A 14,494-nucleotide genomic window follows, 5' to 3' on the forward strand; every position below is an offset into this window, starting at 1 on the left:
GATGACTGCCGTCCACGAGGGGGACCTCGTTCTCGGTGCGCTGGGCGCCATGGGCACGCCGTTGGACTGCGCGGGCCTCACCCGTCTCGACCTCGAAGGCCCGCAGGTGCTGTGGCTGGTGGCCGCGGGCGCGCTGGACCTGTTCGCGGTCGACGCCGTGGAGCAGGGCCACTGGCACCATCTCGGGCGGCTGGAGGCGGGCGCCCTGCTGCTCGGCCCGGTCACGGGCCCCCAGCACACGCTGGTGGCACGCCCGCTGCGGGACTGTGTGGTGCGCCGTATCGGGCTGCGGGAGCTGTACCAGCCGGTGAGCACCGGGACGTGGTCGTACGACGAATGGGGCAACCCCCAACTGGTGCCCCCGCAGAGCAGTCCGCTGGAGTACGCGCTCGCCCTGGGCGTCGGCCGCGGTCTGTCCGTCCTCTTCCAGGCTCCGATGGCCACCGAGCAGGCCGCCGCGCCCACCGACGACGACGTGTTCTGGATGCAGGTCCCGCCGGGCAGCGTCCAGTACGGCTCGCTGTACGGGGCGGAGGCGGCGGCCGATCTGCTGATGGACCCGGGGGTCTGGCAGAGCATGGTCGACCAGCAGTACCGGCTGCTGGCCACCCTGGACCGCTGGATCGAGCAGTTGGAGCGCACCCACGAGGACCGTACGGCGGCCGGTATCAAGGCCGGTGAGGCGGTCCGCGTCCAGGCCGACCGGACGCTGCTCGCCTCCATCGGCCGGTCCTCGGCGGCCCGGCGGACGACGGCCGCGGACGCCGACGCCACGTACGCGGCCTGCCGGCTCGTCGCCCGCGCGGCCGGGATCGTCCTCGCGGAGCCCGCGCAGGGCGGCACGGAGAGCGACCGACTCGATCCGGTCGAGCGGATAGCGCTGGCCTCCCGGGTCCGGGTCCGTGCCGTACGGCTGGACGGGCACTGGTGGCGGGACGACGTGGGTCCGCTGGTCGGCCACCGGGCGCTGTCCGGTGCGCCGGTGGCGCTGCTGTGGCGGCGCGGCGGCTATGTGGCCGTGCAGCCGTCCTCGGGCCGGGAGACGCCGGTGGAGAAGGCGAACGCGGCGGAGTTCGAGCCGCGTGCGGTGATGTTCTACCGGCCGCTGCCCGAACGGGTGCTGACCCCTCTCCGCCTGATGCGGTTCAGTCTCCACGGCACCGGCGGCGACATGACGGGCCTGCTGTTGAGCGGTCTGGTGACGGTGGTGCTGGGCTCGCTGGTGCCGATCGCGACGGGCCGGATCCTCGGCGAGTACGTGCCGAAGGCGCAGGAGAACCTGATCGCGCAGGCGTGTCTCGCGGTGATGCTCGCGAGTGTGGTGTCGGCGGCGTTCCTGCTGCTGCAGAATCTGACGATCCTGCGTCTCGAGGGCCGGATCGAGGCGACGCTCCAACCGGCGGTGTGGGACCGGCTGCTGAGGCTGCCGACGAAGTTCTTCGCGTCGCGTTCGACGGGTGAGCTGGCGAGCGCCGCCATGGGCATCAGCGCGATCCGCCGCACGCTCGCCGGAGTGGGGCCGGTGGTCGCGCAGTCGGTGACGATCGGTGCCGTGAACCTGGCGCTGCTGCTCTGGTACAGCGTGCCGATGGCGCTGGCCGCGATCGGCATGCTGGTGGTGGTGACCGCGGTGTTCCTCGGCCTCGGTCTGTGGCAGGTGCGCTGGCAGCGCCGTCTGGTGGTCCTGGGCAGCAAGCTGAACAACCAGGCGTTCCAGACGCTGCGGGGTCTGCCGAAGCTGCGGGTGGCGGCCGCGGAGAACTACGCGTACGCCGCCTGGGCGGGCGAGTTCGCCCGCAGCCGGGAGCTCCAGCAGAAGGTCGGCGGGATCAAGAACCTGAACACGGTGCTGGGGGCGGTGTATCTGCCGCTGTGCACGCTGCTGATGTTCATGCTGCTGGCGGGCCCGGCGCGCGGCTCGATGTCGGCGGCGGACTTCCTCACCTTCAACACCTCGGTGACCATGCTGCTCACCTCGGTCACCCAGTTGACGGGCGCGTTCGTGTCGGCGGTGGCCGTGCTGCCGCTGTTCGAGGAGATCAAGCCGGTGCTGGAGGCGACCCCGGAGGTGCGGACGGCGAGCACGCGCCCCGGTGTGCTCTCCGGCGCGATCGAGGCGCGCCGGCTGTCGTTCCGCTACGCGGACGACGGCCCGCTGGTGCTGGACGACGTGTCCTTCGCGATCGAGCCCGGCGAGTTCGTCGCGGTCGTCGGCCCGAGCGGTTGCGGCAAGTCGACCCTGCTGCGGCTGCTCATCGGCTTCGACCGGCCGGTGTCGGGCAGCGTCCTGTACGACGGGCAGGACCTGACCGCCCTCGACCAGTCCGCGGTGCGCCGGCAGTGCGGTGTGGTCCTCCAGCACGCCCAGCCGTTCACGGGCTCGATCCTGGACGTCATCTGCGGTACGGAGCCGTACACGCCCGAGGAGGCGATGGCGGCGGCCGAGATGGCGGGGCTCGCGGACGACATCCGGCGCATGCCGATGGGCCTGCACACCATCGTCCAGGGCAACGGGGCGGTCTCCGGCGGCCAGCGCCAGCGGCTGATGATCGCCCAGGCGCTCATCCGGCGCCCCCGCATCCTCTTCTTCGACGAGGCGACGAGCGCCCTCGACAACGAGACCCAGCGCACGGTCATGGAGAGCACCCGCGCCCTCAACGCCACACGGATCGTGATCGCGCACCGGCTGTCCACGGTGATGGACGCGGACCGGGTGGTCGTGATGGAGGACGGGAAGGTCGTCGAGGTGGGTCCGCCGGCGCGGCTGCTGGCGGACACCGGGGGACGTCTGCACGAACTGGTGCGCAGGCAGATGACCTGACACCCGGTCCCGGGTGCGGTGCGGGACGGTCCGCACCCGGGACCGGGTGCCACTGCCGCGTGCCTCAGCCGTGCGCGCGCCGGGCCCGTTCCCGCAGATCGGGGTCGCGCAGGACGTCGACGGCCGTGCACGCCAGTGCCTCGGTGGCCGCCAGGAGCACCCGGCGGGCCCGTTCGGAGGCGGCGGCCTCGGCGAACTCGGGCGTGTGGTCGGAGCCGTCCTCGTCCATGATCGCGACGAAGGGGTGGATGGCGGGGACGCGGGCGCTGACGTTGCCGATGTCGGAGGAGCCGAGGTACACGCCGTCCGCGGGCGGGCCCAGGCGGATGCCGGCGTGGTCGAGGTGGGCGGCGAAGCGGTCGGAGAGCGGCCCGCTGTCGCGGAAGTGCTCGTACCGGACGGTCGCCCGTTCGACGGTGACCTTCGTGCCGGTGGCCAGGGCCACGCCGTCGGCGCAGGTCGCGAGCTGTCCGGCGAGTTCGTCGAGCGCGTCGGTGGTGGCCGCGCGCAGTCCGAAGCGGCCTTCCGCGAAGGCGGGGACGATGTTCGTGGCCTCGCCGCCGTGGGTGATGATGCCCTGGATGTGGGAGGCCCTCGGCAGCCGGCGGCCGAGCGCGGCCAGGACGTTGAAGAGTTCGACGAGGGCGGCGAGCGCGTCGATGCCCTCGGTGGGGTTGCCCGTGGGATGGGCGGCCCGGCCGTGGAAGGCGACCCGGTACTGCTCCTGTGCCGTCAGCGGAGCCCGGGTCCAGTCGTGCACCCCGGGATGGAACATGAGCGCGGCGTCGAGGTCGTCGAAGACGCCCGCCTCCGCCTGGAGTGCCTTGCCCCCGCCGCCCTCCTCGGCCGGGGTGCCGATCGCCAGCACCGATCCGGCGCCGTCGTCCAGGGCGGTGCGGGCGGCGAGCGCGGCGCCCAGACCGGCCGCGGCGATCAGATTGTGGCCGCACGCGTGGCCGAGCCCGGGCAGCGCGTCGTACTCCAGCAGCAGCGCCACCGCCGGCCGTGCCGTGCCCGAGCGCGCCACGAAGGCCGTCGGCATCCCCGCCACACCCTCCTGGACCTCGAAGCCGGCCCGCCGCAGTTCGCCGGTCAGCAGCGCCGCCGCCCGCCGCTCGGCGAAGGCGTACTCCGGGTCGGCGTGCAGGGTGGTCGCCACCTTCCAGCACGCGTCGGACCGTTCGGCGACCGCCGCGCGTACGCGCCGGTACGGGGCGTCGGAGTCATGGGACACGGGGGCCTCCCGGATGCTCGGCGGACCAGTGGTCGTCGGCCTCCGGGTTTCACCGGACGGCGGAACGACACCGCCCGGTGCCCTCTGCGCACCCTTCGCCCCGATCCGGCGCGTCGGCGTCCGTCAGCCCGTGGCGTCCGTCAGCCCGCGGTGCCCGCCTCCACCGCGCCCGGCCGGACCGGGTCGGCCTCGGCGTCGTCGTCCTCCGGTGGGCCGGGTTCCCAGCGGAGCAGGTCCCCCGGCTGGCACTCCAGCACCTCGCACAGGGCCTCCAGGGTGGTGAACCGCACCGCCCTGGCCCGGCCGTTCTTGAGGACGGCCAGGTTGGCGGGCGTGATCCCGACGCGTTCGGCGAGTTCGCCCACGGACATCTTCCGCCTGGCCAGCATCACGTCGATGTCGACGGCGATCGGCATCAGATCACCTCGGCCAGTTCGGCCTGCATCCGCGCCGCCTCGATGTCGCGGGCGACGGCCTTGGCGAGGAGCATCCGCAGGACGAGCACGATGAGCGCGACACCGAGGATCGCCAGGGAGATCCCGCCGAGCAGCAGCACGATGCCCGGGGCGACCGCCTCGCCCGGCGCCAGGACCACACCGAGCGCGAACACCAGGGCCGAGGCGGCCACCATCGCCCCGATCACGCCGTGCACATAGCGGAAGGCCGCGTGGGAGAAGACCGTGTCGCGCCGGACCATCGTCACCAGCCGCCACACGCAGACGAGGACCGCCTGGACGGTCACCACTCCCAGGACCACGATCACCAGCACCGGAGTGCGCACGTGCGCCACGTCCGGGTCCAGGTCCCCCAGATCGGCGGCCAGCAAGGGCACCATCACCGCCTGCACCAGCACCGAGCCCGCCAACAGCATCGCGATCACCACGCGGAGCGCGAGCGTCGTCAGCTTTCCCATCACCCCTCCTTCTCTCGATGAGCGATGGAAATCTATCGATTTTCGATACGTGTGGCAACAAGGGGTCTCTCACGGGAGATCGGTGACGGGCTGTCAGGGCCGCCCGGCGGTTCGCGGGCGCCTGGGCAGCAGCATGATCGAGGCGACCGGGACGGCGGCCAGCACCACCCAGGGGACGGCCGCGGGCAGCCCGATGTCCATGAGGGACCCGGCGCCCGCGCTGCCCAGCAGGACGATCAGACCGGAGACGGAGGACATCGCCCCGGTGTAGAGCCCGAGCCGCCCCTCGACGGCGAGGTCGGGCACCCAGGCCCGCGCGGCCGGGGCGACGAGCATCTGCCCGAGCGTCAGCAGCACCACGAACCCGGCGGCGGGCAACAGCCCCGCGGTGCCCGTCCAGCCGGCGGGCCGGGCCAGGGCCACCACGGCGAACCCAGCCGCGATCAGCAGCAGCCCCGCCGCCATCGACCGCCGCAGGTCCAGCCGGTTCGCCGCCCAGCGGGTCACCGGCAGCTGCGCGGTCACCACCAGCAGCGAGGACAGCCCGAACAGCCAGGCGAGCGCCGCCTGCGACCCGGTCGCGCGCTCCACCTCGTCGGGAAGGAGGAGATACAGCTGGTTGTAGGCCAGCAGATAGGCCCCGTAGGCGCCGCACAACGCGAGGAAACGGCGATTGCGCAGCAGCCCGCCCAGGCCGCCCCGCACCACGACCCGTTCCCGGCCGGGTATGTGCTGCGGCAGCAGGCGGAAGTGCCCGGCGAGGACGAGGACGAAGACCCCGGCACCCGCGAGGCACACCACGCGGTAGTCGACCGACAGCAGCAGCGCCCCCAGGAGCGGGCCGACGAACGCCCCGGCCTGCCCCGCGACCGTGAACAGCGCGAGCACACGCGTACGGGGCCCGCCTCCCGAGTCCTCCCAGACGACGGCCTGCCGGGCGACCTCGGACTCGACGGCGGGCGAGAACAGCGCGGCGGCGAAGCCGATCACCAGCACGGCGCCGATGACCGACCAGGCCGCCTCGGCGTATCCGAGCCACACGAACCCGCCGATCCGGAGCACACAGCCCGCGAGGACGACGGGACGCACGCCGTACCGGTCGGCGAGCGCCCCGCCCACCACGAACAGGCCCTGCTGGCTGAACGTCCGCAGCCCGAGCACGAATCCGACCATCCAGCCGGCCATGCCGATCGCGGTGCCGAGGTGCTCGGCGAGGAACGGCAGCACGGCGTAGAAGCCGACGTTGAAGGCCAGCTGGGTGAGGATCAGCAGCCGCAGCAGCGGGTTGAGCCGTTCCCAGGTGCGGCGCGGCGAGGGCGTGGCGGGCCGGTCCCGCGAGGTCTCGGCGGCCTTCGGCGCGGGGGCCGCGCCCGCGTCGGCCATCGGGTCGGGAGCGGTTCCGCTCTGTCGTCGGGGCTCGGTCATGCGGTCTCTCCTGCGGTGGTGGCGGCGACGGCGGGTTTCGGTCGCCGTACGGCCCTGGTGTACGGGCGGGGCGGGCGCACTCCGCCCGCCGCCGTGACGGCCAGCGCGCCGAGCAGGGCGAGGGCGGCGGCGGGGGCGAGGACGGCCCAGGGGGCGCGTTCGGCGTACGGCTGGTTCTCGGCGAGGAGGAGGCCCCACTCGGGGTCGGGCGGCTGGGCGCCCAGGCCGAGGAAGCCGAGGGAGGTCAGGGCGAGTGCCACGGCGGGCAGCCGCAGCAGGGCGTGGCGGGTGACGGGCGGGAGGAGGGCGGGGAGGATCTCCCGGCGCAGCAGTTGTCCGCCGGAGGCGCCGAGGCCCCTGGCTGCGGTGATGTGGGTGGTGGCCCGCTCCTGTTCGAGCAGGGCGCTGGTGTGGGCGGCGAGCGGCACCCAGGCGACGGCGGCGACGGCGAGCGCGGGGGTGGTGGCTCCGTTCCCGGCGACGCCGGCGACGAGCAGTCCGGCGAGGACCGCCGGCAGCGCGTTGGCGGTGTCGACGAGCGGCCCGGACAGGCGCGGCACGAGCCCCAGCAGGACTCCGGTCACCAGCGCGGCGGCGCTGATCGCGACGGCCAGGGAGAGCGTGGTGAACGCCCCGTGTCCGAGCCGGGCGAGGAGGTCGCGGCCGAGTGCGTCGGTGCCCAAGGGGTGTGCCCAGGACGGAGGCCGGAGCCGCGAGCCGGTGTCGAGGGCGAGCGGGTCGCGGGTCAGCCCGACGGCGATGGTGCCGAGGAGGACGGCGCCGAGGACCAGGGGTGCCGAGCGCGGCTGGGAGCGCTTCGGGCGGTGCAGGGAGGTCAGGGCGCCGTCGCGGAGGGCCGGGCCGACGAGGAGGCGGGCGGCGAGCCGGGCGCAGGCCGCGGCGAGGGCGGCCAGCAGGACGAGGGCGAGGGTGCCGGCCTGGAGGACGGGCAGGTCCTGTGCGATGGCCGCCTGGAGGGTGGTGCGGCCCAGGCCGGGTATGTCGAAGATCTGCTCGACGGCGACGGCGCCGCCGGTGAGGCCGACCACGAACAGGCCGACGTTCGGCAGGAGTCCGGGCACACAGCGGCGCACGGCCTGCCGGGCCACGGTCCGCCCGGGAGTGCCGCGCGCGGCGGCGGCGAGCGCCCAGGGTTCGGCGAAGGCGCCCGGCAGCAGGTCGTCGAGCATCCGTCCGAGCAGCGCGCCGGCGGGCAGCCCGAGGGCGAGGGCGGGCAGCACCGTCCAGCGCGGGCCGTACCAGCCGAGCGCGGGGAGCCAGCCGAGGTGGACCCCCACGACGGTCGCGAGCACGGATCCGGTGAGGAACTCGGGCAGCGCGGCCAGGACCGCCGCCCCGCCGCCGGTGCCCCGGCGGTCGTCGAGGCGTCGTCCCGCGCCCAGCCGCAGGGTGCGGGCGCTCACCGCCGCGGCGGTGAGCAGCGCGACCGCGAGCGCGGCGGCCATCAGCAGCAGGGACACACCGAGCGCCTGGACGACGGCGGGGGTGACCTCGCCGCCGGAGATCCACGACCGTCCCGCGTCACCGTGCGCCAGCCCGCGGAACCACTCCCCCAGCAGCGTCACCGGGCCCGCGTCGAGGCCGAGTTGGTCGCGCACGGCGGCCAGGGCGTCCGGTGTCGGGTCGCGTTCCGCGGAGCGCGCCTTGAGGACGGTGAGGGCCGGGTCGGTGCGCGACAGCCACGGCAGCAGGCCGATGCCGCACAGCAGGGCGGCCGCGAGGAGGGCGCGCCAGAGTGTCCGTGTCAGCGCCGGGTCCCCGTTCCGATGAGGGTCCGCTCGTACGGGTCGAGGATCACGCCCCGTACGGAGGTGCCGACGCCGGTGATGATCCGCTGGTGGACGAGGGGGACGGTGGCGTCCGTGGCGAGGACCGCCGCCTCGGCCTTCACCGCCGCCCGCTGCCGGGCGGCGGTGTCGGACTGCCGCGCGGCGGCCGCGACGGCCCGGTCGACCTTCTTGTCGCACAGCAGCGCGAGGTTGTAGCCGCCGTCGCAGGTGAAGTCGCCGGCCAGGATCGAGACGGGGTCGCCCGTGTCGAGCAGGGAGTTGCGGGCGCCGATGAACGCGTCGAACGTCCCGGCGAGGGCGTCGCGCTCCAGCCGTGAGTACTCGCGCACCTCCAGTTCCACCTCGAACCCGGCCTTGCGGAGCTGCTGTTGGAGCACCTGGGCGACCTCGGGCAGTTCGGGCCGGTTGTCGTAGGTGGCGACCGTGATCCGGGTGCCCGCGGGGTCGGCCGCCTCCGCCCGTCCGGTGGGTTCGGGGCGCTTGCCTGCGGCCCAGGTCACGGCCGGGCCGAAGACTCCGACGCCGGGGTCGGCGTGTCCCTCGTACACGTCCTCGGCGAGGACGGAGCCGTCGACGGCCTCGCGCGCGGCGGCGCGGAGCCCGGGGTTCTTGAAGGCGCCCTTCCTGGTGTTGAGGAGGAGGCTGGTGGTGCGGGTGGTGGCGGTTTCGTGCCGGGTGTCCTTGTCGAGGGTGGATGCCTGCGACACCGGGACGGCCTCGGCGATGTCGACCTGGTGGGTGCGCAGGGCGTTGGTGCGGGCGGTGCCGTCGGCGATGAACCGGGCGTCGATGCCGGACGCCTGGGCACGCCCGGCCCAGTGGTCGTCGTAGCGGTCCAGGGTGGCGGCGCTGGTACCGGTGATCCCGGTCAGCTCGAACGGGCCGGTGGCCGTGCCGCTGGGGTTCACGCGCTTCCCGGCGTACGCCTTGGCGGAGAGGATCGGGAGGCCGGGGCTGGACAGGCGCAGCGGCAGGGCGGGGTCGGGGTCCTCGGTGGTGACCCGGATCTTCCGCGCGCCGCTCTTCCGCGCGGTGAGCGTGATCCCCGAGAGCGCGGCGGGGACGGGCCGGGCCTCGGTGGCACGGGTGAGGGCGGTGGCGACCGCGGCGGGCGTGACCTCGGTGCCGTCCTGGAAGGTCGCCTCGCGCAAGGTGAAGAGCCAGTTCCGGTCGTTCTCCCGCTTCCAGGACTCGGCGAGGGCGGGGGCCGCCGCGCCGTTGGCGTCCAGCGCGGTCAGCCCCTCGGTGACACCGAGCCGGCTGAGGAGGGTGGCGTCGGCGCCGTACGGGGAGAAGTTCTCGGCGGGCGGGAAGGCGAGGGCGACGCGCAGCCGGGAGCCGTCGGCGGAGCCACCGCCGGACGGGTCGCCTCCGGAGGCGAAGCAGCCGGTCAGAGCGGGGGCGAGGAGCAGTCCGGCGACGACGCGACGGCGGCGGGGGGAGCGCATGGTTCCTGGGTCTCCGGGGCGGGGGCGGCCGATGGGGAGGGGCGGGGGCGGGGTTCTCACCTGACCGGCGAGGTCGCCGTGGGGACGGGTTCGCCGGGTGCGCCGGAGGCGGGACGTGTGGGCATCGGGATCTCGAAGTGCACGACCCGCTCGCCGGTCTCCACCCGCTCGTCGCACACCACGTGGCCCTGCGAGCGCCAGAAGTCCTCGGCGCCGGGGACCCCTGGGTCGGTGTGCAGATAGACGGAGCGGTAGCCGCCGTCGGCCGCCGCGAAGTCCAGCAGCGCCGCGACCAGCCGCCGGGCGAGGCCGCGCCGCCGATGCTCGGGGCGCACATAGATCCGGCGCAGCTGGGCGGTGGCGCCGGAGGGGTAACGCTCGGCCAGACGGCGCGGGTTGGGCGGGTGCGCGGGGCCGCGGGAGTCCAGGGCGCCGGTGGCGACGACCGCTCCGTCCCGCACGTCGACCGCCACCAGGAGGGTGTGCCGGGCGGGCAGGACGTACGCGCCGTACGGATCGATGATGTCGCCGTGCCAGCGCGGGACGTATCCCGTGCCGAAGTCCCGGTAGACGGTGTCGAGCATCACCGCGCGCGCACGGTCGAGGTCGTCGGAGCCCGCGGGCCTGATGTCGTAATCCAGCACCTGCACATCATATGCAATAAGGCTGATCGTCTTGCTCGGGGGAGGGGCCGGCCGGGCCACGGCCGGGGGTGGCGTGCGGGAGCGCCCGGGCGGCCGGTACACGACCGTTCGCCCCCGGCCGCCGTTCCCCGTACGCGTGCTGCGGCGGCTCGCGGGTACTTCGGGGTCATGCGGATGAGCGTGGTGGATGTGGGATCGAACACCGTACGGCTCGTGGTGGCGGACACCGAGGACGGCGTGCCCTTGCCGGTGCACACCTCCAAGTGGCGGTTGCGGCTGTCGGGGCAGGTGACTCCGGGAGAGGACGTCCCCGAGGAAGCCGTACGACAGCTGTCGGACGCGGTGGCGGCCGCGGCGAGTACGGCGGAACACTGGGGCGCCTCGGCCCCGTTGGCCTTCGCGACGGCCGTGGTGCGCTCCGCCCCGAACTGCCGGGACGTGCTGCGCACCGTGCGGGAGGAGACCGGCGTACGCCTGTGCACGCTGCCCGGCGAGGTGGAGGCGGAGCTGACCTTCCTCGGGGCGCGGCGGTGGATGGGCTGGCGGTCGGGGCCGCTCGCGCTGCTCGACATCGGGGGCGGTTCCCTGGAGGTCGCGTTCGGACGGGGGCGGCTGCCGGACTTCGTGGCGTCGCTGCCGCTGGGCGCGGGCCGGCTGACCCATGAGTTCTTCGACGGGCAGGACCCACCGTCGCCCGAGAGCGTCAAGGCACTGCGTCGCAGGGTCCGCCACCAGCTGCGGGACGTCGCCGCGCGGATCCGGTGGGAAGGGCCGCGCACCGCGGTGGCCACGTCCCGCACCTTCCAGCAGCTGGCGAGATTGTGCGGGGCCTCGCCCGGCCGGCACGGGCCGTTCGTGGAGCGGGAGTTGCACCGGGCGGACCTGGCGCGCGCGATCGACCGCCTCGCCGCGCTCCCCGCGGCCGAGCGGTCCTCGCTCCCCGGCATCTCCGCGCCGCGCGCGGCGCAGAGCCTGGCCGGAGCCGTGGTCGGACACACCACCATGAAGCTGACCGACCTCAGGACGGTGACCGTCTGCCCGTGGGCGATCCGCGAGGGAGTGTTCTTACGGCACATCGAGGACGGCCCGGCCTGGTGGGCGGAGGTCACCCACGAGGACGCGGCACCCGCCGCCCCGCTTCCCGGCCCGGCCGGCCCGGTCCCCCTGCGGATCGCGACGCCGGCCGGTTGATGCCACCACAGGAAACCGGTTGATGCCACAGGAAAGGAGAAGGAGCCCCATGACCCGTCACCCGAAGCGTGAGTCCGGCGACCGGCCCGAGACGGCCCTGGAGGAGGTCCTGCACGAGGTCGAGGAGGCCGAGACCCGGGTCACCGACTCGGACCGTCAGCGCCGCCACCGGGGCGAGGCCGGTGAGGCGATCACGCCCAACGAACGGGCCCAGGAGAAGTCGCACCACGACTGACCGACGAGGTCGGCGGACGACGCGGGGGCCGGGCGACAGACCGCCCGGCCCCCACTCATGTCCGGAACCCCACCTGGAGAAGTCGGACAAGGCGCCGGAGAAGTCGGATGAAACGATCGAAGGACCTAGGCCCTGTCGTCAAATTCCCGCCGTCGCCCGAAGGGCGGCCCCGCGGCGTCAGGTGCGTGCTCTCGGTGTGCCGGGCCCTGACCCGTGTACTGGACGTACTCGGGTCAGGGCCCGGTGCGTCGAGAGCGCGTGCAGGGCGTCGCGGGGTAGGTGGGAATTTGACGACAGGGCCTAGGGGCAGGTGTACCCCGTTCCGGCCGCACCGGTACGGAATCCGAGCCACACAGAAGTGGAGACGCGCGAAGTGAAGTTCCTTCTCGAGGTCGACCTGGACAGTACCGGCTGGGACGAGGGCACCACCGTCCAGGAGTTGGAGCGCATCCTGCGGTACTGGGGCGGCAACCTCCGGCACTGCGACATGGCGCCGGGGGACGGACAGGCCCTGTACGACTCCGGGCACCGGGAGGTGGGCCGCTGGACCGTCACGTCCGAGTGACCGTCCGGCGCGGGACGACCGGAACAAAGATGCCGGGGGTCGGCCGGCAGCCCCACTCTGCCTGGCCGACCCCCGGATGGGATCGCGTGGCGCACCACGACAGGGCTCGCACTCCCCAGTTACGGGCCCTCGCTCATCACTCGCGGAACCACACGACCCCGGTCTCGGGTTCCCCTCTAGAAGGAGAACAGGGCCGCCGTCGCGGAGTTCTTCACGCAGTCGTTGGAGAAGACACGCTCGTAGGCGACGCGCTTGCCCTGCCAGACGCCCTGGACGGTGACGACCACGGGGTCGTACTGCTTGGTGCAGAACGCCCCCGTCGCGCCACGGAGAGCGTCGAAGTCCCCGTCGCTCGCCCGGAGTTCGGCGCACGCCTGGACGGCGGCCGGGTGGGTTCCGGAGGGGCGCGGCGCGCAGGTCAGGGTGACCGCGCGCTCAGGGGTGGCGGCCGCGGAGTCCTCGCCGTGGGCCGTGGTCAGGACCATGGCTGAGGGCGCGTACAGTCCGGACGTGCCGGGCTGCGGGGCGGCCAGCGCAGAGCCCGCGAAGGGGCCGCAGACGGCGGTGGCCGTCAGGGTGAGAGTCGCTGCCCATCGCGCGGTTTTCGGCATTGTGTGCATCCTTCCGCTCTTGGATTGCCGGCGGTTTCGTCTCACCTGTCACGTGGACGAAGCCCGCCCGATCGGTGCCGGTTCGGCGAGCGCCACTCTGCCGGGTCCGGGGCTGGAACACACATCGACCCCACGGGTTTCGGTAACTTTGAGTGTTGAAGTAGTGGCGCGAAGTCACGGAATTCGAACATGCAAACCCCGATTCTGAGCGGTTCTTGATCGTCCATTGATCGCGGATGGCTGGATCTCCACGGCTCGGCAATCGGCCTGAAACATTCCGCTTGCCGCCGTGACTCGACGGGGGTGGAGTGCCGCGTCAGGCCGCGCGTGGTGGACGGCGGCGGGCCGACTCGCCAGGATCGTCGGCGAGACGGCGGCGGGGCGGCCGTCGCGTGCTCGACGACGAGAGGCGGGGCGGAGCGGATGGCGAAGCACTGGGCGGACTTCCAGTACGAGATCTATCTGAACGGGATGGCGGGAGCCGTGCCACGGCTGCCCACCGACCTCACCCGGCTGGAGGAGCTCGCCGAGCACCGGCTCGGTGCCGGTCCCGTCGGCTACGTGGCGGGCAGCGCGGGCGACGGCAGCACCGCCCGGGCCAACCGCGCCGCCCTGGAACGCCACCGGATCGTGCCGCGGCTGCTCCGGGACGTCCGGGAACGGGACCTGACCGTCGAGGTCCTGGGCCGCACACTGCCCGCGCCCCTGGCCCTCGCCCCGGTGGGCGTGCTGTCGATCGTGCACCCGGACGCGGAGTCCGCCGCCGCCCGGGCCGCCGCCGCGCAGGGCGTGCCGTACATCCTGTCCTCGGCCTCCAGCACACCCATGGAGGAGATCGCGCGGGTGATGGGCGACGCCGAACGCTGGTTCCAGCTGTACTGGGCGAAGGACCGCGAGGTCACCCGGAGTTTCCTCGCGCGGGCGAGGGCGACCGGGTTCTCGGTGCTCGTCGTCACCCTGGACACACCGGTGCTCGGCTGGCGGCCACGGGACCTGGAGCGGGCGTACCTGCCGTTCCTGCACGGCGTCGGCACCGCCAACTACTTCTCCGACCCCGCGTTCCGGGCCGGGCTCGCCAAGCCGGCGCACGAGGACCCCGACGCGGCCGTCCTGCACTTCGTGGGCATGTTCGGGGACCCCGGGAAGACCTGGCCCGACCTGGCGTTCCTGAGGGAGCACTGGGACGGGCCGATCGTCCTCAAGGGCGTCCTGCACCCCGACGACGCCCGGCTCGCCGCCGACGCCGGGATGGACGGAGTGGTCGTGTCCAACCACGGCGGCCGCCAGGTGGCCGGCTGTGTCGGCGCCGCGGACGCCCTGCCGGGGGTCGCCGAGGCGGTCGGGGACCGGCTGACCGTGCTCTTCGACAGCGGCGTGCGCACCGGCGACGACGTCTTCAAGGCGCTCGCGCTCGGCGCCCGCGCCGTCCTCCTCGGGCGCCCCTACGTATACGGTCTGGCGCTCGACGGCCGGACCGGCGTCGAACACGTCGTCCGTTCCCTGCTGGCCGAGTTCGACCTGACCCTCGCCCTGTCGGGGCACCGGACGCCCGCCACGATCGACGCGGACTGTCTGGCCGCGGACCGGGCGTGACCG

At 73.8% G+C, this 14,494-nt stretch carries 13 protein-coding genes; 5 read left to right on the forward strand and 8 right to left on the reverse strand.

All coding sequences use genetic code 11. The features are described from left to right. Position 1 precedes the first annotated feature (1 nt). Complete coding sequence (locus ACZ4Z2_RS16295; RefSeq protein ID WP_468076436.1) at positions 2–2,821, forward strand: NHLP bacteriocin export ABC transporter permease/ATPase subunit; 2,820 nt, start codon at positions 2–4, stop codon at positions 2,819–2,821. 64 nt (positions 2,822–2,885) lie between these two features. Here the strand turns inward: ACZ4Z2_RS16295 and ACZ4Z2_RS16300 are convergent, their stop codons facing one another. The 7 genes from ACZ4Z2_RS16300 to ACZ4Z2_RS16330 form a co-directional block, all read right to left on the reverse strand. After that, entirely contained in the window at positions 2,886–4,055 is a 1,170-nt protein-coding gene (locus ACZ4Z2_RS16300) for an amidohydrolase (protein WP_468076438.1), read from the reverse strand. A 140-nt stretch (positions 4,056–4,195) separates the two neighbouring features. Then, positions 4,196–4,471, reverse strand: a complete 276-nt coding sequence (locus ACZ4Z2_RS16305) for a helix-turn-helix domain-containing protein (RefSeq protein ID WP_468076440.1) — start codon at positions 4,469–4,471, stop codon at positions 4,196–4,198. Beyond that, positions 4,471–4,968 (reverse strand): DUF2975 domain-containing protein, encoded by a 498-nt coding sequence (locus tag ACZ4Z2_RS16310; protein ID WP_468076442.1) that lies wholly within the window; start codon positions 4,966–4,968, stop codon positions 4,471–4,473. Before ACZ4Z2_RS16310 ends, ACZ4Z2_RS16305 begins: the two co-directional genes overlap by 1 nt. Before the next feature lie 93 nt (positions 4,969–5,061). Further along, positions 5,062–6,351 (reverse strand): MDR family MFS transporter, encoded by a 1,290-nt coding sequence (locus tag ACZ4Z2_RS16315; protein ID WP_468076704.1) that lies wholly within the window; start codon positions 6,349–6,351, stop codon positions 5,062–5,064. 38 nt (positions 6,352–6,389) lie between these two features. Next, positions 6,390–8,162, reverse strand: coding sequence for an ABC transporter permease subunit (locus ACZ4Z2_RS16320; protein WP_468076706.1), 1,773 nt, complete (start codon positions 8,160–8,162; stop codon positions 6,390–6,392). Then, complete coding sequence (locus tag ACZ4Z2_RS16325) at positions 8,159–9,652, reverse strand: ABC transporter substrate-binding protein (RefSeq protein WP_468076444.1); 1,494 nt, start codon at positions 9,650–9,652, stop codon at positions 8,159–8,161. Before ACZ4Z2_RS16325 ends, ACZ4Z2_RS16320 begins: the two co-directional genes overlap by 4 nt. 56 nt (positions 9,653–9,708) lie before the next feature. Continuing rightward, positions 9,709–10,296 (reverse strand): GNAT family N-acetyltransferase, encoded by a 588-nt coding sequence (locus tag ACZ4Z2_RS16330; protein WP_468076446.1) that lies wholly within the window; start codon positions 10,294–10,296, stop codon positions 9,709–9,711. Between the two features lie 168 nt (positions 10,297–10,464). Here ACZ4Z2_RS16330 and ACZ4Z2_RS16335 point away from each other — a divergent pair, with 168 nt between their 5' ends. From ACZ4Z2_RS16335 to ACZ4Z2_RS16345, 3 genes are all read left to right on the forward strand, one after another. Beyond that, the gene (locus tag ACZ4Z2_RS16335; protein WP_468076448.1) at positions 10,465–11,487 is read left to right on the forward strand and encodes a Ppx/GppA family phosphatase; all 1,023 of its coding nucleotides are present in this window, start codon (positions 10,465–10,467) and stop codon (positions 11,485–11,487) included. A gap of 49 nt (positions 11,488–11,536) precedes the next feature. Continuing rightward, positions 11,537–11,722, forward strand: a complete 186-nt coding sequence (locus ACZ4Z2_RS16340) for a hypothetical protein (RefSeq protein WP_468076450.1) — start codon at positions 11,537–11,539, stop codon at positions 11,720–11,722. Between the two features lie 373 nt (positions 11,723–12,095). Continuing rightward, positions 12,096–12,287, forward strand: coding sequence for a hypothetical protein (locus ACZ4Z2_RS16345; protein ID WP_468076452.1), 192 nt, complete (start codon positions 12,096–12,098; stop codon positions 12,285–12,287). A 176-nt stretch (positions 12,288–12,463) separates the two neighbouring features. Here ACZ4Z2_RS16345 and ACZ4Z2_RS16350 read toward each other — a convergent pair whose 3' ends face one another. Then, positions 12,464–12,898, reverse strand: a complete 435-nt coding sequence (locus ACZ4Z2_RS16350) for a protease inhibitor (protein ID WP_468076454.1) — start codon at positions 12,896–12,898, stop codon at positions 12,464–12,466. Positions 12,899–13,321: 423 nt separating this feature from the next. Between ACZ4Z2_RS16350 and ACZ4Z2_RS16355 the strand changes: the two genes are divergently transcribed. Beyond that, the gene (locus ACZ4Z2_RS16355) at positions 13,322–14,491 is read left to right on the forward strand and encodes a lactate 2-monooxygenase (protein WP_468076456.1); all 1,170 of its coding nucleotides are present in this window, start codon (positions 13,322–13,324) and stop codon (positions 14,489–14,491) included. Positions 14,492–14,494: the final 3 nt, after the last annotated feature.

Source organism: Streptomyces sp. NPDC030183 (genome assembly GCF_055573455.1).